General features: G+C 69.5%; 19 protein-coding genes and 1 riboswitch. Of the genes, 10 read left to right on the top strand and 9 right to left on the bottom strand.

The annotated features are described in order from the left end of the window. Positions 1-13 precede the first annotated feature (13 nt). From ACKTT0_RS08380 to ACKTT0_RS08360, 5 genes are read left to right on the top strand one after another with little or no spacing between them, the layout of a single operon-like run. Positions 14-814 (top strand): ABC transporter permease, encoded by an 801-nt coding sequence (locus tag ACKTT0_RS08380; protein WP_407849480.1) that lies wholly within the window; start codon positions 14-16, stop codon positions 812-814. Further along, positions 814-1,968, top strand: a complete 1,155-nt coding sequence (locus ACKTT0_RS08375) for an NAD(P)/FAD-dependent oxidoreductase (RefSeq protein WP_407849479.1) — start codon at positions 814-816, stop codon at positions 1,966-1,968. Before ACKTT0_RS08380 ends, ACKTT0_RS08375 begins: the two co-directional genes overlap by 1 nt. Further along, positions 1,952-2,260: a (2Fe-2S)-binding protein gene (locus ACKTT0_RS08370; protein WP_028353851.1), complete on the top strand. Its 309-nt coding sequence runs from the start codon at positions 1,952-1,954 to the stop codon at positions 2,258-2,260. The genes ACKTT0_RS08375 and ACKTT0_RS08370 overlap by 17 nt, the downstream gene beginning before the upstream one ends. Beyond that, entirely contained in the window at positions 2,257-3,699 is a 1,443-nt protein-coding gene (locus ACKTT0_RS08365) for an FAD/NAD(P)-dependent oxidoreductase (protein ID WP_407849478.1), read from the top strand. Before ACKTT0_RS08370 ends, ACKTT0_RS08365 begins: the two co-directional genes overlap by 4 nt. A gap of 1 nt (position 3,700) precedes the next feature. Then, positions 3,701-4,828, top strand: coding sequence for an NAD(P)/FAD-dependent oxidoreductase (locus ACKTT0_RS08360; RefSeq protein ID WP_407849477.1), 1,128 nt, complete (start codon positions 3,701-3,703; stop codon positions 4,826-4,828). On the opposite strand, the gene ACKTT0_RS08355 is transcribed toward ACKTT0_RS08360, so the two are convergent. Beyond that, complete coding sequence (locus tag ACKTT0_RS08355) at positions 4,804-5,847, bottom strand: BMP family protein (protein ID WP_407849476.1); 1,044 nt, start codon at positions 5,845-5,847, stop codon at positions 4,804-4,806. The two genes, ACKTT0_RS08360 and ACKTT0_RS08355, sit on opposite strands and share 25 nt — an antisense overlap. A gap of 181 nt (positions 5,848-6,028) precedes the next feature. Between ACKTT0_RS08355 and panE the strand changes: the two genes are divergently transcribed. The 4 genes from panE (at position 6,029) to ACKTT0_RS08335 (ending at position 8,941) form a co-directional block, all read left to right on the top strand. After that, on the top strand, positions 6,029-6,958 hold the full coding sequence (gene panE, locus ACKTT0_RS08350; protein WP_407849475.1) for a 2-dehydropantoate 2-reductase: 930 nt from the start codon (positions 6,029-6,031) through the stop codon (positions 6,956-6,958). A gap of 85 nt (positions 6,959-7,043) precedes the next feature. Then, complete coding sequence (locus tag ACKTT0_RS08345; RefSeq protein WP_407849474.1) at positions 7,044-7,655, top strand: NAD(P)-dependent oxidoreductase; 612 nt, start codon at positions 7,044-7,046, stop codon at positions 7,653-7,655. A 17-nt stretch (positions 7,656-7,672) separates the two neighbouring features. Then, on the top strand, positions 7,673-8,182 hold the full coding sequence (locus ACKTT0_RS08340; protein ID WP_407849473.1) for a nucleoside 2-deoxyribosyltransferase: 510 nt from the start codon (positions 7,673-7,675) through the stop codon (positions 8,180-8,182). A 24-nt stretch (positions 8,183-8,206) separates the two neighbouring features. After that, positions 8,207-8,941: an endonuclease gene (locus ACKTT0_RS08335; RefSeq protein ID WP_407849472.1), complete on the top strand. Its 735-nt coding sequence runs from the start codon at positions 8,207-8,209 to the stop codon at positions 8,939-8,941. A gap of 63 nt (positions 8,942-9,004) precedes the next feature. On the opposite strand, the gene ribB is transcribed toward ACKTT0_RS08335, so the two are convergent. The 3 genes from ribB to ACKTT0_RS08320 all read right to left on the bottom strand — a co-directional run bounded on the left by ribB (position 9,005) and on the right by ACKTT0_RS08320 (position 11,082). Further along, on the bottom strand, positions 9,005-9,712 hold the full coding sequence (gene ribB / locus ACKTT0_RS08330; RefSeq protein WP_407849471.1) for a 3,4-dihydroxy-2-butanone-4-phosphate synthase: 708 nt from the start codon (positions 9,710-9,712) through the stop codon (positions 9,005-9,007). A gap of 130 nt (positions 9,713-9,842) precedes the next feature. Continuing rightward, a riboswitch (FMN riboswitch) is annotated at positions 9,843-9,995 on the bottom strand. A 54-nt stretch (positions 9,996-10,049) separates the two neighbouring features. Continuing rightward, a complete protein-coding gene (locus ACKTT0_RS08325; RefSeq protein WP_407849470.1) occupies positions 10,050-10,532 on the bottom strand; it encodes an SET domain-containing protein in 483 nt (160 codons plus the stop codon). A 76-nt stretch (positions 10,533-10,608) separates the two neighbouring features. Continuing rightward, entirely contained in the window at positions 10,609-11,082 is a 474-nt protein-coding gene (locus tag ACKTT0_RS08320) for an Lrp/AsnC family transcriptional regulator (protein WP_028353841.1), read from the bottom strand. Positions 11,083-11,177: 95 nt separating this feature from the next. Here ACKTT0_RS08320 and ilvB point away from each other — a divergent pair, with 95 nt between their 5' ends. Beyond that, complete coding sequence (ilvB, locus tag ACKTT0_RS08315) at positions 11,178-13,001, top strand: biosynthetic-type acetolactate synthase large subunit (RefSeq protein ID WP_407852396.1); 1,824 nt, start codon at positions 11,178-11,180, stop codon at positions 12,999-13,001. 176 nt (positions 13,002-13,177) lie between these two features. Here ilvB and ACKTT0_RS08310 read toward each other — a convergent pair whose 3' ends face one another. The 5 genes from ACKTT0_RS08310 to ACKTT0_RS08290 are packed head-to-tail and all read right to left on the bottom strand — an operon-like array spanning position 13,178 to position 18,173. Continuing rightward, positions 13,178-14,614 carry an aldehyde dehydrogenase family protein gene (locus tag ACKTT0_RS08310; RefSeq protein WP_407849469.1) on the bottom strand — a complete coding sequence of 479 codons (1,437 nt, stop codon included), beginning with the start codon at positions 14,612-14,614 and terminating at the stop codon, positions 13,178-13,180. Between the two features lie 37 nt (positions 14,615-14,651). Beyond that, positions 14,652-15,437, bottom strand: a complete 786-nt coding sequence (locus ACKTT0_RS08305; protein WP_407849468.1) for an SDR family oxidoreductase — start codon at positions 15,435-15,437, stop codon at positions 14,652-14,654. 9 nt (positions 15,438-15,446) lie between these two features. Beyond that, positions 15,447-16,298 (bottom strand): ABC transporter permease, encoded by an 852-nt coding sequence (locus tag ACKTT0_RS08300; RefSeq protein ID WP_407849467.1) that lies wholly within the window; start codon positions 16,296-16,298, stop codon positions 15,447-15,449. 27 nt (positions 16,299-16,325) lie between these two features. Beyond that, positions 16,326-17,096, bottom strand: a complete 771-nt coding sequence (locus ACKTT0_RS08295) for an ABC transporter ATP-binding protein (RefSeq protein WP_407849466.1) — start codon at positions 17,094-17,096, stop codon at positions 16,326-16,328. A gap of 9 nt (positions 17,097-17,105) precedes the next feature. Further along, the gene (locus ACKTT0_RS08290) at positions 17,106-18,173 is read right to left on the bottom strand and encodes an ABC transporter substrate-binding protein (protein ID WP_407849465.1); all 1,068 of its coding nucleotides are present in this window, start codon (positions 18,171-18,173) and stop codon (positions 17,106-17,108) included. Between the last annotated feature and the right edge of the window lie 59 nt (positions 18,174-18,232).

Raw genomic sequence — 18,232 nt, 5'->3', positions numbered from 1 at the left:
CGGGAGGCGGCGCATGAATTTCCGCAATGGCCCCTTGGGATTGCTGTTCCACGCCTTGTTCATTGCCTTCATCCTGGCGCCCATCGTCATGGTGTGCGCCGTCGCGTTCACGTCGGAAGGCTTCATCTCGCTGCCCGCCAACGGGCTGTCGCTGCGCTGGTTCCGGGCCATTCTGGATAATCCGCGCTTTATCGACGCGTTCTGGTTCAGCCTCGGCCTGGGCGCCCTGTCGGCCACCATCGCCGTGTTGCTGGCCGTGCCCGGCGCGCTGGCGCTGGCACGCAGCCGCTTCCGGGGGCGCGAGGCGCTGCTGGCGTTCTTCATGTCGCCGCTGATGATCCCGCACGTGGTGCTGGGCCTGGCCTTCCTGAAATTCTTCACCAGCGTGGACCTGGTGGGCACGTACTTCGGCCTGGTGATGGCGCACATCATCATCATCATGCCGTACGCGCTGCGCCTGGTGCTGGCCTCGGCGACCGGCCTGGACCCCATGCTGGAGCGTGCCGCCCTGTCGCTGGGGGCGTCGAGCTGGACCGCGTTCCGCCGCATCGTCCTGCCGCTGATCCTGCCGGGCGTGATCAGCGGCTGGGTGATCGCATTCATCACCAGTTTCGATGAGCTGACCATGTCGATTTTCATTGCCTCGCCGTCGACCACTACCCTGCCGGTACGCATCTTCCTGCAGATCGAGGACACCATCGACCCGCTGGTGACGGCGGTGTCGGCGGTGCTGATCTATGCGACGGTGCTGGTCATATTCATCCTGGACCGGGCGGTCGGGCTGGAGAAGTTGTTCGTAGGAAAAGGACGGTGATGGCAAACGGAGCAGAAGTGCCGGCGAGCGAGCCGCGCCAAGGCGTCTATGACGTCGTGGTGGTGGGCGGCGGACTGGTCGGATCGGCGCTGGCCTACGGCTTGCGGCGCGAGCAGGCGCGCGTTGCGGTGCTGGACGAGGGCGACGTGGCGTATCGCGCATCGCGCGGCAATTTCGGGTTGGTATGGGTGCAGAGCAAGGGCATGGGCCTGCCCCGCTACGGCGTGTGGACGCTGACGTCCGCGTCGTTGTGGCCGACCCTGGCCGCCGAGCTGCTGGACAAGACCGGCATCGACGTGCGCCTGGAGCAGCGCGGCGGGCTGCATGTGCTGCTGTCCGACGAGGAGCGCGACGCGCGGGTTCGCTTCATGACGGGGCTGCTGGCGCAGCCCGGCATGTCGTCGTACGAATGGAAGCTGCTCGACCGGCATGAGGTGGCCGACCTGGTGCCCGGCGTCGGGCCCGAGGTGCGGGGCGCAACCTGGACGGCCGTGGACGGCATCGCCAATCCGCTCAAGCTGCTGCGCGCGCTGCATGCGGCTTTCGCGCGCGACGGCGTGGACTACCTGCCGCGCCGGCCCGCGCAAGAAATCCGCCATGCCGGCGGCATTTTCGAGATCGCCACGCCGCGCGGGCCCGTGCGCGGCAGGAAGCTGGTGCTGGCGGCCGGCCTGGGCAACCGCGCCCTGGCCGAGCGGGTCGGCCTGGCGGTGCCGGTGCGGCCGCAGAAAGGCCAGATCATCGCGCTGGAGCGCACCCGCCGCATCTTGCAGACGCCGTTGAGCACGCTGCGCCAGATGGACGAAGGCTCGTGGCTGATCGGCGATTCGCAAGAGGAGGCCGGCTATGCCGACGGCACCGTCGGGCTGCCCATCCTGGGCACGCTGGCCGACCGGGCCGTGCGAACCCTGCCGGCGCTGCGGGATGTGCGGGTGGTCCGCACCTGGGCGGCGCTGCGCGTCATGTCGCAAGACGGGTTTCCCATCTACGAGCAATCCGCGACCTGCCCGGGCGCGTTCGTGGCGACCTGCCACAGCGGCGTGACCCTGGCGGCCGCGCATGCCCTGAAGCTCGCTCCCATGATCGCCGCCGGCGCGCTGGCCGACGATATGGCGCCCTTCTCTACCCGGAGGTTTCATGTTCAAGAGGCTTGATTCGGCCGACCGCCAATTGCGCGATGCGCCGGTGCGCATCCGTTTCAACGGCGCCGAGCTGGCGTGCCGGGCCGGCGACAGCGTGGCCGCCGCGCTGTTCGCGCACGGCGTCGACGCCTGTCGCGATACTGTCGTCAACGAAGTGCCGCGCGGGCCGTTCTGCATGATGGGCATTTGCTACGACTGCCTGGTCACCATCGACGGGCAGCCCAATCGGCAGGCCTGCATGACCCAGGTGCGCGAGGGCATGGCGGTCGAGCGCCAGGCGGGCGCGCGCAAGGTGCAGGCATGATGCAGACGACCCAATGCGATGTGCTGGTGATCGGGGCCGGGCCGGCCGGCCTCGCCGCCGCCACCGAAGCGGCCGCGCGCGGCCTGGATGTGCTGCTGCTGGACGAGCAGGCGGCGCCCGGTGGCCAGATCTATCGTGCCGTCACCACCACGCCCGTCACCGAGCGGGACATCCTCGGCCCCGATTACTGGCATGGCGCCACGCTGGTGGAGCCGTTCCAGCGCTCCGGGGCGCGCTACCAGCCCCAGGCGACCGTCTGGGCTGTCTCGCGCATGACGGCCGCCGAGCCCGAGGCCGGCTTCGAAGTGGCCTACTCGGTGGCGGGCGATGCGCGCATGCTGGTGGCGCGGCATCTGCTACTGGCCACCGGCGCCCAGGAACGCCCGTTCCCCATTCCCGGCTGGACGCTGCCGGGCGTGCTCACGGCGGGGGCGGCGCAGATCCTGCTCAAGTCGGGCGGGCTGGTGCCGTCGGGCCGCACCGTGCTGGCCGGCTGCGGGCCGCTGCTGTACCTGGTGGCCTGGCAATACTTGAATGCCGGCGCGAAACTCGATGCCTTGCTCGAGACCGTGCCGTCACGGCAGTGGCTGCGTGCGCTGCCGCATGCGGCTGGCTTCCTGCGTTCGGGCTACCTGGCCAAAGGCTGGAAACTGCTGCGCGCGGTGCGGGCGGCGGTCCCGGTGACGCGGGCCGCGGCCGACCTGCGGGCGGTGGGACGCGACAAGCTGGAAGCCGTCCGCTATACCGCCGGCGGCCGCGAGCATGAGCTGCCGGCGGACCAACTGCTGCTGCACCAGGGCGTCGTGCCGAATGTGAACCTGGCGCGCGCCATCGGCGTCGAGCATGCCTGGAACGAGGCGCTGGATTGCTGGGAGCCGGCCATCGATACCTGGGGCGGCACATCGGTGCCCGGCGTCGCCATCGCCGGCGACGGCGCGGGCATTGCGGGCGTCCTGGCGGCCGAGCATCGCGGCCGGCTTGCCGCGCTGCAGGCCGCTCATTTGCTGGGCCGCCTGGATGCCGCCCAGCGCGATCGCGCGGCGGCGGCGCCGCGCGCCGAGCTGGCCCGCGCGGTGCGCGGCCGGGCATTTTTCGACGCCCTGTACCGCGTGCCGCGCGCCCAGCTGCGGCCGGTGGGCGACACCATCGTGTGCCGCTGCGAGGAGGTGACGGCCGAGCAGGTGCGCCAGACGGTCAAGCTGGGCTGCACCGGGCCGAACCAGATGAAGTCGTTCCTGCGTTGCGGCATGGGGCCGTGCCAGGGCCGGTTCTGCGGCCTGACGGTCGCGGAAGTGATCGCCGACGAACTGGGCGCGCATCCCAGGGATGTGGGCTATTACCGCCTGCGCTTTCCGACCAAGCCGCTGACGCTGGGTGAGCTCGCCGCCCTGCCGCAGACCGAGGCATCGCGCGAGGCCGTGGTGCGGCTGAAGAAGTGACATGGCGAACGGCAGCGCGGCGGTGGTCATCATCGGGGCGGGGCTGCACGGCTGTTCCGCGGCCCTGCACCTGGCGCGCCGCGGCGTGGCGGCGCTGGTGCTCGAGAAGAACTACGCCGGGCGCCACGCCTCGGGGGTGAACGCCGGCGGCGTGCGCACGTTGGGCCGCGACCTGGCCGAGGTGCCGCTGGCGCTGGCCGCGCGCGAGCTCTGGTACCGCATCGGCGAGCTGGTGGACGATGACTGCGGCTACGAGCAGCACGGGCAGGTCCGCGTGGCCGAGCACGAAGCCGACGTGGCCGTGTTGCGCAGGCGCCTGGAGACGATGGCGGCGCACGGCTACGTCCACGAAGAGTGGATCTGCGCCGACGAGCTGCGCGCGCTGGTCCCTCGCCTGGTGCCGTCCGTCCAGGGCGGGATCATCGTGCGCGGCGACGGCGCGGCCGACCCGTATCGCACCACCTCCGCGTTCCGCCGCAAGGCGGCGGCGCTCGGCGCTCGGTTCATCGAAGGCGTGCGCGTGGACCGCGTCGAGCGGGACGGCGCCCAGTGGCGCGTGTATACCGACAGCGGCGACTACACCGCGCCGCAGCTCATCAATTGCGCGGGCGCCTGGGCCGACCGCATCGCCGCGCAGCTTGGCGAGGCCGTGCCATTGCAGCCCATCAGCCCGATGATGCTGGTCACTTTGCCGATGGCGCATTTCCTCGACCCGGTCGTACTGGGCACCGGCCGGCCGCTATCCTTCAAGCAGCGCGCCAACGGCACGGTGCTGATCGGCGGCGGCCGGCGCGCGTGGGTGGATCGCGATGCGGAATGGACCGAGCTCGATTTCGGCGCGCTGGCCCAAGGCGCCCGCATGGTGTGCGAGCTGTTCCCGCATATGCGCGACGCCGTGGTGAACCGCGGCTGGGCCGGCATCGAAGCCGCCATGCCGGACGAACTGCCGGTCATCGGCCCAAGCCGCCACGCGGGAGCTTTCCATGCCTTTGGTTTCTCGGCGCACGGCTTCGAGCTGGGGCCCATCGTGGGGGCCATCCTGGCCGACCTGGCCCTGGACGGCCGCACCGCCCTGCCGATCGGGCCGCTGCGCATCGACCGTTTTCAGGGCGCGCTGGAGCGTGGCTGACTGTCGTTGACCTTGACGCTGAAAGTGCCGTCCAGGATGCTTTTCTGCCTGGCCTGTACCTTGGCCCACAGCGCGGCCGGGATCTTGTGTTCGAACGTGCCCAGCGGGGCCAGCATCGACCCCTGGTAGCGCATCTGCGAATACTTGCCGTAGTCGTCGGCCTTGAATGTGCCGCGTTCCACCATGGTCAGGGCACGGTCGATGGTGGGTTCCATGTTCCACAGGATCGAGGTCACCACCGTGTCGGCATACTGCGGCTGCGTGTCGATGACGTTGCCGATGGCCAGCTTGCCGCGCTCCTGGGCCGCTTCGGCCACGCCGAAGCGCTCGGCGTAGAGCATGTCGACGCCCTGGTCAATCATGGCGAAGGCGGCCTGGCGGGCCTTGGGCGGGTCGAACCAGGAGCCGATGAAGACCACGCTGAAACGCGCGGCCGGATTGATCTCGCGCGCGCCTTCCATGAAGGCGTGCATCAGGCGGTTGACCTCGGGGATTGGGTAGCCTCCCACCAGGCCGATCTTGCCGGTGCGGCTGAGCCCGCCGGCGATCATGCCGGCCAGGTAGGCGGGCTCCTGGATGTAGTTGTCGAACACCGAGAAATTCGGCTGCTGCGGCCGCCCGGACGAGCCCATCAGGAAGGCGATGTCCGGATAGGCGCGGGCCACGCTGCGGGCGGCCTCCTCGGCCCGGAAGGCTTCGCCGACGATCAGCTGGACGTCCTGCTCGGCATACTTGCGCAGCACCTCTTCGTAGTCGTCGTGGGCGACGTTCTCGGAATAGGTATATTCGATGTCGCCGCGCGTCTGCGCCACGACCAGCGCCTTGTGCACGCGCGATACCCATTGCTGCCCGATCGGCACTGTATAGACGCCGGCGACCCTGATCTTGGCGGCGCCCGTGATGGCCTGGGCGGACACGGCGGCGGGCGCCGTCAGGGCCGCCAGGCCCGCGCCCAGCCCGAGCAAGAGCAAGGAGCGCCGCATGCATCCGGTGGCTGGCAGGGAAGAACGGGATGTCATGGACAAGGCTCCTGCATGCAACGCGAGGTGAGTCGGGCGCGGCGGGCGCTGGTACAGCCTGCGCCGCGAGTGAAATTATAGGCAGCTTGTTCCGCACGGGAGTACGCGTGGGTGCATAATTTGCATAGCTTTGAATAGTGCGCCCCGCGGGCGCGCGCAGGATCATTGAGCGGAGACCCAGATGCGATTGTTGTTTCTCGGCGCCGGCGGCACCGGCGGCTACTTCGGCGGACGCGCGGCGCAGGCCGGCGCGGATGTCACTTTCCTGGTGCGCGAGGCGCGCGCCCAGAAGCTGCGCGCGCAAGGCCTGCGCATCGAAAGCCCGCGCGGCGATGCCGTGTTGCAGCCGCAGGTGGCGACCGCCGCCGACCTGAGCGGCCCCTATGACATCGTGGTGCTCAGTTGCAAGGCCTACGACCTGCCCAGCGCGATCGAGGCGATCCGTCCGGCGGTGGGGCCGGACACGGCCATCCTGCCCATCATGAACGGCGTGCTGCAGTACGACACCCTGGATGCCGAGTTCGGCGCCGCGCGGGTGCTGGGCGGGCTCTGCCAGATCAACGCCACGCTGGGCCCGGACGGCCAGGTGCGCCATCTGGGACAGCACGCCGCCTTCGTGTATGGCGAACGGGCCGGCGAGCCGCGCAGCGCGCGCTGCGCGGCGCTGGAGGCGGCGCTGGCCGATGCGGCCTTCAATAGCCGCCTGAGCCTGGCCATCCTGCAGGACATCTGGGAAAAATACGTGTTCCTGACCACCCTGGCCGCGGCCACTTGCCTGATGCGGGGCGCGGTGGGGCAGATCGTCTCCACCGACGACGGCGAGGCCATCGTGCGCGACATGCTGCGCGAGTGCCAGCAGGTGGCGGCGGCCTCCGGCCATACTGTGCGGGCCGAGGCCGATGCCGCCGCCCTCAAGGTGCTGACCGATCGCGAGTCGCCCATGACCGCGTCGATGTTCCGCGACCTGAGCCAGGGCGGTCCGGTGGAGGCCGACCATATCGTCGGCGACATGGTGCATCGTGCCCGCACGCTGGGCCTGGATGCGCCGTGCCTGCGCATGGCCTATGCGCACCTGCAGGTGTACCAGGCCCGCCGGGCCATTGGTGCATGATCTGCAACTGACTATTCCGCGCGCGGTGGTATGCGCCGCCCGGGGAGGCGACTAGCATGGAGTCATCCCATTACTGGAGCACACCATGAAAATCGCACTCATAGGCATCACCGGCCGCGTGGGTTCGCGCATTGCCGATGAACTGCTGCGCCGCGGCCACCAGGTCACTGGCATTGCCCGCAACCCCGCCGAGGTGGTCGAACGGCCCGGCCTGAGCGCCCGGCAGGGGGATGCCACCGACCCCGAGGCGCTCGCGCCCTTGCTGGCCGGCCATGATGCCGTGATCAGCGCGGCGCGGTTCGTCTCGGCCGATGCCAAGCCGCTGCTGGCCGCTGTCAAGAGCGCCGGCGTGCCGCGCCTGCTGGTGGTGGGCGGCGCGGGCAGCCTGCGGGTGGCGCCGGGCCTGATGCTGGTCGACACACCCGAGTTCCCCGACGCCTACAAGCCGGAAGCGCGCGCCGGCGTGGTGTTCCTCGATACGCTGCGGCGCGAACAGGCGCTGGACTGGACTTTCCTGTCGCCTTCCGCGCTGTTCGAGCCCGGCGAGCGGACCGGCAAGTTCCGCGTCGGCGACGACGAGCTGCTGGCCGACCAGGAAGGCAAGAGCTGGATCTCGATGGAAGACTACGCGATCGCGCTGGTCGACGAGCTGGAGTCGCCGCGCCACGGGCGACGGCGCTTCACGGTAGGGTACTGAGGCAGGGGGCGGCTCCCATGAAGACCGTCTACCTGGCCGGCTTCGACGTGTTCCGCGCCGATTCGCTGGCGCACGGAGAATGGTTAAAGCTGCAGTGCCGCCTGCATGGCTTCGAGGGGCTTTATCCGCACGACAACCGGGCGCCCGCCGGCCTGCCGCCGCGGGCGCTGGCGCAATGGATCTACGAGGCCAATACGGCGCTGATCCGCGGCGCCGACGCCGTCATGGCGAACCTCAACCCGTTTCGCGGCGCCGAGCCGGATTCCGGCACGGCGTTCGAGGTTGGCTATGCCATTGCGCTGGGCAAGCCCGTATGGGGCTATGTCGAGCAGGCTGGCACGCTGGTGCGGCGCCTGGCGGCCGGACAGGCGGACGACCCGCCGCGCCATGTCGACGCGCAGGGCTACACCGTGGAAGATTTCGGCCTGCCGCTGAACCTGATGCTGGCCTGCAGCGCCACGCTGGTCGAGGGCGACGCGGCGCAATGCCTGGCGCACATGGCCCGGGCGCTGCACGGGGCCGATTGAGCGCGGCCTATACAATCGCGCTCCATGAAGCGCGTTGTATATGCTGTACTGCTGGTCCTTGCCGCAACCCTGCCCGCCCAGGCCTCCGGGCTCGTCACGCGCGCCCGCGAGGTGGGCCACCGCGACTTCCGGCACGCCAAGAAAGTGCTGCCCGCCCTGTACAAGGGCCTGAACACCACGTTTTATTGCGGCTGCCGCTATAGCGGCAAGCAGGCCGACCTGCAGTCCTGCGGTTACCGCGTGCGCAAGAACGCGGGCCGCGCCCGGCGCATCGAATGGGAACATGTGGTGCCGGCGTGGGCCATCGGCCACCAGCGGCAATGCTGGCAACGCGGCGGCCGCAAGCACTGCTCCGCGCGTGACGACGCGTACCGCAAGGCCGAAGGCGACCTGCACAACCTGGTGCCCGAGCTGGGCGAGCTCAACAATGACCGCTCGAACTTCCGTTTCACGGTGTGGGACCAGCACCCGGCCATGTACGGCCAATGCCGCATGGTGGTGGACTTCAAGGGCCGCCGGGCCCAGCCGCCGCAACAGGCGCGCGGCCGCATTGCGCGCATCACGCTGTACATGGTCCACACCTACCAGTTGCGCCTGAGCCGGCAAGAGCGCCGGCTGTACTGCATCTGGGCGCGCACGTATCCGGTCGACGCCTGGGAGCGCGCGCGCGATGCGCGGATCCGCGCGGTGCAGGGAAACAGCAATCCCTTCGTCGCCAATCCCCAGGCGGTGGCGACTGCGTGCCAAGGCGTGCGCTGAGCGCCGGGCTGGCCGGATGGGCGCCAGGCGCTCGCGGGCCCTGGCGCCCCGCTGCGGCCGCGCCTACGCGGCGGCCGCAGCCAGTGCTTCGCCAGCCGGCTGGACGTCGGCCAGGCGCCGGCGGTAGTCGGCCAGTTCGGCGATAGTCAGCGCCGCCAGGCCGTGCATGGCGGCATAGCGCGCGATCGCGTCGCCGCGCGCCATGGTGCCGTCGGCGTTCATCAGCTCGCACAGCACCGCCGCCGGACGCAGGCCGGCCAGCACGGCCAGGTCGACCGAACCTTCGGTGTGGCCGCGCCGCGCCAGCACGCCGCCGGGCTGGGCGCGCAGCGGAAAGACGTGGCCGGGGCTGACGATATCGGTCGCCTGCGCGCCGGGGGCGATGGCGGCACGGATGGTGGTGACCCGGTCGGCGGCCGACACGCCGGTGGCAACGCCGTCGCGCGCTTCGATCGACACGGTGAACGCGGTGCTATAGCGGCTTTCGTTGCGGGCGACCATGGGCGGCAGCTGCAGGCGGTCGAGCGTTTCGTCGGTGAGGCACAGGCAGACGATGCCGCTGCAATCGCGGATCAGCTGGGCCATGACGGGCACGGTGAGCTTGTCGGCGGCCACGATGAGGTCGGCTTCGTTCTCGCGGTCGAAGTCGTCCATCAGGATCACCGGCCGGCCCAGGCGCATATGGTGCAGCGCGCGCGCCAGACGGGCCTCGAAGGGCTGGGCGAACAAGTCGGGGGGGAGGAACGGTGCGGCGGGTGTTACGGTAGGCATTGAAACGCTCTCGCGGATAAGGTTGGCGAAAAACGTTCCAGGGCTGGCGACAGCCAGGCGCCATGCCGCATGCCGGAGGGACGCGCCGGCCCAGGCCGGAGCGCGCACCCCGCGCAGGCGGAATGAGCCGGCACATCTTCTTTCATCCGGACTGTGACCGTCGGCCCTGGCATCGCACCAGATCTGCTGACCCCGGCCGCCGTGTGGCGAACCGGGCGCTCGCGGGCTTGCCGCATTGCGGCTTACCGCCGGTGGGGAATTCCACCCCGCCCTGAAGACGTACTGCTATGCCGCTGTCAGCGGCAAGCCACATTGTACGCCCGCCGGCGGCCGGGCTTTATTTCTTGCTTTTTTTCTTCAGGGCCAGCATGGTGCCGCGGCAGCTGGGTGCGCCGCACAGGCACCGGTACGCGGCCTTGAGCTTCTTGGTGATGCGGCCTTCGAGCACCAGGCCGTAGTCGTAGAACAGCTCTTCGCCACGCGCGATGTCGCGCAGGGCCACGATGTAGACACGCTTGCCGTGCTTGCCCTCCTGGGCCTCGCAGTTGGGTTCGCAGGCGTGGTTGATCCAGCGGGCGTCGTTGCCGTTGTCGCCGCCATCGATCACGCGGCCGGAGCTCAGCGCAAAGAAGAACGTGTGGAAGGGGTCGTCCGGGTTGGTGGGGTGGCGGCGGTCGGCTTCCTTGGCGCTGATGCGTTCGCCGCCGTACTCGATGATGCGCGTGCCGGCCGGGATCTTGCGCGCGGCGAAGACGCCATTGCCGTGCAGTTTGGAGCGGCGTACGACGTGCCAGGGCTTGGAGGGATCAGCAGTGGTCATTGAAAGCAGCGGGGAGCGGGCCAGCGGGGATTATATCGATGGGCCGCGCATGCCGCGATGACGGTCGCGCGCGCGGTTATTCCGCGGCCGGCGGCGTCAGCGGCAACTGGGTTTCCTTCAGGCGGCGCAGCACGAAGCACGACTTGCTGTGGCGGATGCCGGGAATGCGATAGAGCCGCTCGCGCAGCAGCCGTTCGTAGTCGCGCGTGTCGCGCACGGCGATGCGGATGTAATAGTCGTAATCGCCCGAGACCAGGAAGGCCTCCAGTACTTCGGGGATCTGCGCCAGCGCCCGGCCGAACTCGTACAGGGTTTCCTCGCTGTGGCTCTCGAGCGTGACGTGCACGATGACCGTGTCCATGAAGCCGAGGCTGGCCGGGTCGATGTCGACCGTGTAGCCGCGGATGACCCCGGCCGCCTCCATGCGCTTGATGCGGTTCCAGCACGGCGTGGACGACAGGCCCACTTCGGCGCCGATCTCGTTGAGGCTGGCGCGGGCATTCTGCTGCAACGCCTTGAGGATGGCGAGGTCGAACTTGTCGAGTTTCATTTTTTCCTCGATTACACGGAAATAAAGATGAATTTACTGGAAAACCCGGGAATTCGTAGAAAAGAAGAGAAATCTTCTTTTCATATGGGCATAAGATATTCAGCATGAATGACCGCCTCCATGCTTCCGCCCTCGCCGCCTTGCGCCACGATGACTCCGCCGCCCGCAACGGCGCCCAGATCCTGCTCGATACCCTGATCGAACGCGGCGTCGATACCGTGTTCGGGTATCCGGGCGGCGCGGTGCTGCCCTTGTACGATGCGCTGTACGCCGAGCCGCGCCTGCGCCACGTGCTGGTGCGCCACGAGCAGGCGGCCGTGCACGCGGCCGAGGGCTATGCCCGCACCACCGGCCGGCCCGGCGTGGTGTTCGTAACCTCGGGCCCCGGCATGGCCAACACCACCTCGGGCCTGCTCGACGCCATGTGCGACTCGATCCCGGTGTTGTGCATCAGCGGGCAAGTGGCGACATCGGCCATCGGCACCGACGCCTTCCAGGAATGCGACGCGATGGGTATTTCGCGTTCCGTCACGAAGTGGAATACGCAGATCCGCGCGGCTGGCGACGTGGCCGACGTGGTGGGCCGCGCCTTCGACCTGACGCGCCAGGGGCGTCCCGGGCCGGTGCTGGTCGATTTCCCCAAGGACGTGCAGCTGGCGCTGCCGGCGCCCGCCGCCGATGCGGAAGCCGCGTCGGACAGCCAGCGCCTGGCGGCGCTGCGCGCGCGCCGCCAGGCTGGCAAGGCGCCGCTGAAGCTGCCGCAGACGGCCCTGCGCCGCGCCGCCGCGCTGATCGCCCAGGCCCGCCGGCCGGTGTTCTACGGCGGCGGCGGCCTGGTCAATTCCGGGCCGCAAGCCTGCCAGGCCTTCACCGAACTGGTGCGCCATACCGGCGCGCCCTGCACCCTGACCTTGATGGGCCTGGGGGCATTCCCGGCGTCGGACCAGCAATTCGTCGGCATGCTGGGCATGCACGGCACGCTGGAAGCCAACATGGCCATGCACCATGCCGACCTGGTCGTGTGCATCGGCGCACGCTTCGACGACCGCATCACCGGCAAGCTGGCCGAGTTCTGCCCGCATGCGCGCAAGATCCACATCGACATCGACCCGGCCTCCATCAACAAGGTGGTGCGGGTGGACGTGGCGCTGGTGGGCGACTGCCTGCCGCTGATCGGGGCCCTGCGCGGCGCGCTGGATGCGCATGACCTGCCGGTGGCGCGGCTGGACGATTGGTGGCGCCGCGTCGACGCATGGCGCGCCAAGGATTGCCTGGCCTGCCCGCCGGCGGCCGATGCCATCCTGCCGCAGCACCTGATGCAGCGCCTGGACGCCGCGCTGACCGGCCGCGACGCCATCGTCTCGACCGACGTGGGCCAGCACCAGATGTGGGCCGCGCAGTATTTGCGCTTCGACCGGCCGAACCGCTGGCTGACGTCGGGCGGCGCGGGCACCATGGGCTACGGGGTGCCCGCCGCCATTGGCGCGCAGGTGGCGCACCCGGACAAGACCGTGGTGTGCGTCAGCGGCGATGCGTCGGTGCTGATGAATATCCAGGAGCTGTCGACCGCCATGCAGCACGACACGCCGGTGAAGGTGGTGTTGTGCAACAACGGCTACATGGGGATGGTGCGGCAGTGGCAGGAACTGATTCACGGCGGCCGCTATAGCCATAGCTATAACGCGTCGCTGCCGGATTTCGTGGCGCTGGCCCGCGCGTTCGGCTGGGGCGCGGCGCGCGTCGAGGACCCGGCGCGGCTGGACGAGGCGCTGGCGGAATGCCTGGCGCATGACGGGCCGTATTTCCTCGACGTGGTGGTGGCGGCGCAGGAAAACTGCTTCCCCATGATGCCGGCGGGCGAGGGGCACCACCGGATGATGCTGGCCGAGGGCGTCTGGTACGAGGACGATACGGCCTGACGACGGGGGGCCGCCACCGCATCGTGCAGGTGTCAGACACCCCGTGCAGGCGGTCTCGCCAAGCACGACTATGCCCAGGGGTGTCTGACACCGTGCGCCACGGGCGCTGGCCTCGTGGTGCAATCAGGCCGGCTCGACGTCCGGAGGACGCCAACACGCGGCCCGCCAGCAGCTCGTCAATCGTGCTTGATGGAAATCGTCTTCAACACCGTGAACCCGTACAAGGCCTCGAACCCTTTCTCGCGCCCGTGTCCGCTGGCCTTTACGCCCCCGAACGGCAGTTCGATGCCTCCGCCTGCCCCGTAGTTGTTGATGAAGACCTGCCCGCTGCGCACTTTGCGGGCGATGCGCAGCTGGCGCGCGCCGTCGCGGGTCCAGACGCTGGCGGCCAGGCCGTATTCGGTGGCGTTGGCGATGCGCACCGCGTCGGCTTCGTCGTCGAACGGCATGGCGGCCAGCACCGGGCCGAATACTTCTTCCTGGGCCAGCCGGTGGTCGACCGGCACGTCGCGCAGCAGCGTGGGGGCCTGGTAGTAGCCTTCGGCCGGCGCGCCGTCGGCGACCTGGCCCTGCGCGGCGGTGGCGATGCCGTCTTGCGCGGCTGTCTTGAGGAAGCCCTGCACCCGTTCCTGCTGGGTCTTGCGGATCAGCGGGCCGCAGTCCAGGTCGAGCTCGGCCGGGCCGGCGCGCAGCGCCGCGAAGGCCTGCGACAGGCGCTCCAGCACGCGGTCGTAGGCGCTGCGTTCGATCAGCAGGCGGCTGCCGGCCGAGCAGGTCTGGCCGGCGTTCTGCACGATGGCGTTGACCACCACCGGCGTCAGCGCATCGAGATCGGCGTCGGCGAAGACGATCTGCGGCGACTTGCCGCCCAGCTCCAGCGTGACGGGCACATGGCGCTCGGCCGCGACTTGCGTGACCAGCACGCCGATGCGCGGCGAGCCGGTGAATGAAATGTGGTCGATGCCGGGGTGGCGCGTCAAGGCGTCGCCGGCCTCGTGGCCGTAGCCCGTGACGATGTTGATGGCGCCGGGCGGGAAGCCGACCTCGGCGGCCAGCTCGGCCACGCGCAGCAGCGACAGGCAGGCGTCCTCGGCGGGCTTGACCACGCAGGCGTTGCCGGCGGCCAGCGCGCCGCCGACGCTGCGGCCGAAGATCTGCAAGGGGTAGTTCCAGGGCACCACATGGCCGGTCACGCCATGTGGCTCGCGCAGGGTCAGCACGGTGTAGCCGTTCTGGTAGGGCAGCGTCTCGCCATGCAGCTTGTCGGCCGCGCCACCGTAGAACTCGAAGTAGCGCGCCACTGCCGTCACATCGGCGCGGGCCTGCTTGGTGGGCTTGCCGCAGTCGCGCGATTCGATGCTGGTGAGTTCGTCGGCGTGGTCCAGGATCTTCAGCGAGAGTTTCAGCATCAGGCGGCCGCGTTCGGCCGCCGTCAAGCGGCCCCAGGGGCCTTCGCCGTAGGCGCGCCGGGCTGCCTTGACGGCCAGGTCGATGTCGGCGGCGTTGCCGCGCGCGATGCTGTCGTACTGCTGGCCCGTCGAGGGATCGATGACGGGAATGGACTCGCCGGAGGCGCCAGGTACGGCGCGGTTGTCGATGAAGTGCTGTTTCATGCCGATGAACCTCTGCAGTGTCGTTGCTGACGTCGTGCTAGAACAAAATGGACAGCCCGCCATCCACGGCCAGGACTTGCCCATTGACATATGAGGCGGCTGGCGAGGCCAGGAAGACCGCGGCGCCCGCGATTTCTTCCGGGTCGCCCCAACGGCCCATGGGGTTGCGCGCCGCCAGGCGCTCGCGCACCGCGGCGTCGGTCACCATTTCCGCGTTGGTCTCGGTGGCGAAGGTGCCCGGCGCAATGGCGTTACTCGTTATGCCCAGCGGTCCCAGCTCGGCGGCCAGCGCGCGCACCATGCCGGTGAGCCCCTGCTTGGCGGCCGGGTAGACCGCGTCGCCCGCGCGCGCCAGTTCGCCGGCCACCGAAGTGATGGCGATGAGCCGCCCCGCGCGCTGGCGCGCCATGCGTTCGGCGGCCTGCTTGGCCAGCAGCATGCCGGCCACCAGGTCGGTCTCGATGAGCGCGCGGATCTCGGCCGCCGATATGGCTTGCAGGGTCTTGCGGTTGCGGGCGCCGACATTGTTGACCAGGATGTCGAGGCGGCCGTGCTCGGCGTCCACCCGCGCGAAGGCGCGCGCCGTGGCGTCGTCGTCGCTGACATCGAACGCCAGGCCCGAGGCCGCCAGGCCCTGGGCGCGCAGGTGCTCGACGGCCGCCTCGACCGCGCCGGCATTGCGGCCGTTGATCAGCACGTGGGCGCCGCTGCCGGCCATGGCGCGCGCGATGCACAGGCCCAGGCCGCGCGCCGAGCCGGTGACCAGCGCCACCTGCCCGGCCAGCGAGAAGCGTTGCAGATAGGATTGGGAGGGCGAAGTCATGGCGTGGCCTCAGTCGCGGAATTCAGGCGCCCAGTGCAGCAGGCGGCGCTCCAGCCAGGTCACGCAATAGACCAGCGCAATGCCGACGATCGACAGCAGGGTTACGGCGGCGAACATGTCGGTGGCGTTGAGCGTGGCCAGCGCGGTGATCATCAGGTAGCCCATGCCGGTGGTCGAGCCGACGAATTCCGCCAGCACCACGCCGATCAGCGCGAAGCTGATCGCGTTGGGCAGCGCGGCGAAGGTCCACGCGGCGGCGGTGGGAATGCGCACGCGCCACAGGATCTGGCGCGGCGAGCCGCCCAGCGTGCGGCAGAAGTCCACCAGTTCGCGCTCGACGCTGCGCCCGCCCTTGTAGGTGTTGAAGAACACCAGGAAGAACACCACGAACCACGACGTGACGACCTTGGAGGCCAGCCCCAGGCCGAAGAACATGGTGATGAGCGGCACGAAGGCGATGCGCGGCATCGAATTGAAGGCCACGATGAACGGGTTGAACACGTCCGCCAGCATGCGGCTGCGGCTCAGCGTCATGCCGACCAGGAAGCCGCTGCCCACCCCGACCACCAGGCCCACCAGCGTCGCCCGCAGGGTCAGCAGCAAGTGCGGCCACACCGAGCGCGGGCCGGGCTGCAGCCATTCCCACAGCCGCGCCGCCACGCGCGAGGGCTGGCTGATGAAGAACGGATCGAACAGCGCGTTCTGCGCGAACCAGGGAATGCGCGTCAGCCCTTCCCAGCAGCCCAGGATGATGGCCAGGATCAGCGCCTGCCAGGCGGTCACGCGCAGCCGGCGCCGCAGGCCGGCGCGGCGGTCCTGGCGGATCTGGTCTTGCAGGGAGGTCATCGGGGCGGCGGACATGCGGCGGTGGCTCGACGTTGACAGGCCTCAGGCGGCGGCGCGGAATTGCTGGCCCAGCACGGCCCACAGGCTCTGGACATGGGCCGTGAACTGCGGGGTTTCGCGCAGGGTGAAGACGTCGCGCGGATGCGCGATGGCGATGCGCTCGTCGAGCAGGACGCGGCTGGGCGGCCCCGACAGCACCACCACCCGGTCGGACAGCGTGATGGCTTCGTCCAGGTCGTGCGTGACCATGACGATGGTCTGCCCCAGCTTGCGCCAGATCTCGATGAGCTCGCGGTGCAGGTGCGTCTTGGTGTGCGTGTCCAGCGCGCCGAAGGGTTCGTCCAGCAACAGGATGCGCGGCTCGACCGCCAGGCTCATCAACAGCGCCACGCGGCGGCGCATGCCGCCGGACAACTGGTGCGGGTAGGCATCGGCGAACTGGCTCAGGTGGCCCAGTTCCAGCAGCTCGGCCACGCGCCGCTCGATGCGCGCGGCCGGCACGCCCTGGAACTTCAGGCCCAGCGCCACGTTCTTGCGCACGCTGAACCAGGGCAGCAGCGTGTCTTTCTGGAAAATGTAGCCGAGCGCCGGCGGCACCTGGCCGTCGACCGGCGCGCCGGCCACGCGGATGCTGCCCGTGGTGGGGGGCAGGAAACCCGCGATCATGTTCAGCAGCGTGCTCTTGCCGCAGCCGGACGGGCCGACGATGGACACGAACTCGCCAGCGGCGATCGACAGCGATACCTCGCCCACCGCGTGCACCAGCCCGCCGCGTGCCTGGTACGCCTTGCCGACCCGGTCCAGTTCGATCATGGCGGCGCCCTACTTGGCCTGCCGCGCGCGCCGCACGAACGACATGTCCACGCAGGCGGCGTAGGGCACTTTCTGCATTTCTTCGTTGGAGAACTGCCGATCGTCGCCCATGATGCCGGCCATGCGCTGGTAGGCATCCTCGGTGATGATGTTGTCCTTCAGGAAGACGGTCTGCTGGTAGACGCCCAGGGTCTTCTCGATGGCGGCGCGCGGAAAGGCGCTGAGGTAGTCGTCGTAGATCGCGTCGGTCAGTTCGGCCGCGCTGCTGGCGCTGATGAAGTCCTGGGCGCGTACCATGGCCGTGACGAACGCCTGCACGGTCTCGGGACGCTTCTGGATGGTTTCCTGCAGCGTCAGCGCGGCGATGCCGGGCACGTCGCCGCCCATGAACTCCTGCCACGAGGCCTCGGTGGTGGCGTCGAAGATCGGCACGCCCCAGCCTTCCTCGCGGGCCTGTTCCATCATCGACATGGTGGCCATGGTGGCCGACACCGAGCCCGTCTTGAGCGCTCCCAGCATGGTGGCCAGGTCGCCCAGCGGGCGGATGTCGACCTGGTCGGCCACGCCCGCCTTCTGCATCAGGTACAGCGCCATGAGCCAGGTGCTCGATTGCGGCTGGGTGGCGCCCACGCGCTTGCCGGCCAGGTCCTTCAGGGTCTTGATCTTGCCGCTGTCGTAGTCGTCGCGCCGCACGATGATGTTGGCGTAGGTCAGCTTGCGGTCGAAGCCGAACACCAGGCTGGCGGGCTTGCCCGCCAGGGTCAGGGCCGGCGCGGCGGTGGCCGCGGTGGCGCCGAACAGGATTTGTCCCGACGCCAGCATCTGCATGGTGCGCGGCCCGCTTTGCGAGTTCAGGTATTCCACGTCCAGGCCGGCTGCGCCGAAGTAGCCCTTCTTCAGCGCCACGTAGGCCGCGGCGAAGAACGGGTCGATGCTGCCCAGCCCGAATGCCGCCTTGCCGAGCCCGGCCTGCGCGAACGCGGCGCGCGGCCCCAGCAGGCTGGCGGCCCCCAAGGCCCCGGCGGCGGCGAGAAAGTCGCGGCGGGTGGGAAAGGCGAAGTGCGAACGGGGCGGCATGTCATCCTCGGTGCGTCATTGGAATCGTCGTTTGACGATAACGATACCGCAAATGCCGG

The sequence above is a fragment of the Bordetella saccharivorans genome, assembly GCF_045862855.1.
Taxonomy (GTDB): domain Bacteria; phylum Pseudomonadota; class Gammaproteobacteria; order Burkholderiales; family Burkholderiaceae_B; genus Bordetella_A; species Bordetella_A petrii_F.
This window is presented reverse-complemented; position numbering and strand designations above follow the sequence as displayed.

What these genes read in the sequence shown, in the direction of transcription:
- ACKTT0_RS08365 (WP_407849478.1), top strand. Translation starts at nt 2,257, where the DNA reads ATGATGCAGACGACCCAATGCGATGTGCTGGTGATCGGGGCCGGGCCG.
- ACKTT0_RS08340 (WP_407849473.1), top strand. Translation starts at nt 7,673, where the DNA reads ATGAAGACCGTCTACCTGGCCGGCTTCGACGTGTTCCGCGCCGATTCG.
- ACKTT0_RS08355 (WP_407849476.1), bottom strand. Translation starts at nt 5,847, where the DNA reads ATGACATCCCGTTCTTCCCTGCCAGCCACCGGATGCATGCGGCGCTCC.
- panE (WP_407849475.1), top strand. Translation starts at nt 6,029, where the DNA reads ATGCGATTGTTGTTTCTCGGCGCCGGCGGCACCGGCGGCTACTTCGGC.
- ACKTT0_RS08300 (WP_407849467.1), bottom strand. Translation starts at nt 16,298, where the DNA reads ATGTCCGCCGCCCCGATGACCTCCCTGCAAGACCAGATCCGCCAGGAC.
- ACKTT0_RS08305 (WP_407849468.1), bottom strand. Translation starts at nt 15,437, where the DNA reads ATGACTTCGCCCTCCCAATCCTATCTGCAACGCTTCTCGCTGGCCGGG.
- ACKTT0_RS08335 (WP_407849472.1), top strand. Translation starts at nt 8,207, where the DNA reads ATGAAGCGCGTTGTATATGCTGTACTGCTGGTCCTTGCCGCAACCCTG.
- ACKTT0_RS08290 (WP_407849465.1), bottom strand. Translation starts at nt 18,173, where the DNA reads ATGCCGCCCCGTTCGCACTTCGCCTTTCCCACCCGCCGCGACTTTCTC.
- ACKTT0_RS08310 (WP_407849469.1), bottom strand. Translation starts at nt 14,614, where the DNA reads ATGAAACAGCACTTCATCGACAACCGCGCCGTACCTGGCGCCTCCGGC.
- ACKTT0_RS08320 (WP_028353841.1), bottom strand. Translation starts at nt 11,082, where the DNA reads ATGAAACTCGACAAGTTCGACCTCGCCATCCTCAAGGCGTTGCAGCAG.
- ACKTT0_RS08370 (WP_028353851.1), top strand. Translation starts at nt 1,952, where the DNA reads ATGTTCAAGAGGCTTGATTCGGCCGACCGCCAATTGCGCGATGCGCCG.
- ACKTT0_RS08360 (WP_407849477.1), top strand. Translation starts at nt 3,701, where the DNA reads ATGGCGAACGGCAGCGCGGCGGTGGTCATCATCGGGGCGGGGCTGCAC.
- ACKTT0_RS08380 (WP_407849480.1), top strand. Translation starts at nt 14, where the DNA reads ATGAATTTCCGCAATGGCCCCTTGGGATTGCTGTTCCACGCCTTGTTC.
- ribB (WP_407849471.1), bottom strand. Translation starts at nt 9,712, where the DNA reads ATGCCTACCGTAACACCCGCCGCACCGTTCCTCCCCCCCGACTTGTTC.
- ACKTT0_RS08345 (WP_407849474.1), top strand. Translation starts at nt 7,044, where the DNA reads ATGAAAATCGCACTCATAGGCATCACCGGCCGCGTGGGTTCGCGCATT.
- ACKTT0_RS08375 (WP_407849479.1), top strand. Translation starts at nt 814, where the DNA reads ATGGCAAACGGAGCAGAAGTGCCGGCGAGCGAGCCGCGCCAAGGCGTC.
- ACKTT0_RS08295 (WP_407849466.1), bottom strand. Translation starts at nt 17,096, where the DNA reads ATGATCGAACTGGACCGGGTCGGCAAGGCGTACCAGGCACGCGGCGGG.
- ACKTT0_RS08325 (WP_407849470.1), bottom strand. Translation starts at nt 10,532, where the DNA reads ATGACCACTGCTGATCCCTCCAAGCCCTGGCACGTCGTACGCCGCTCC.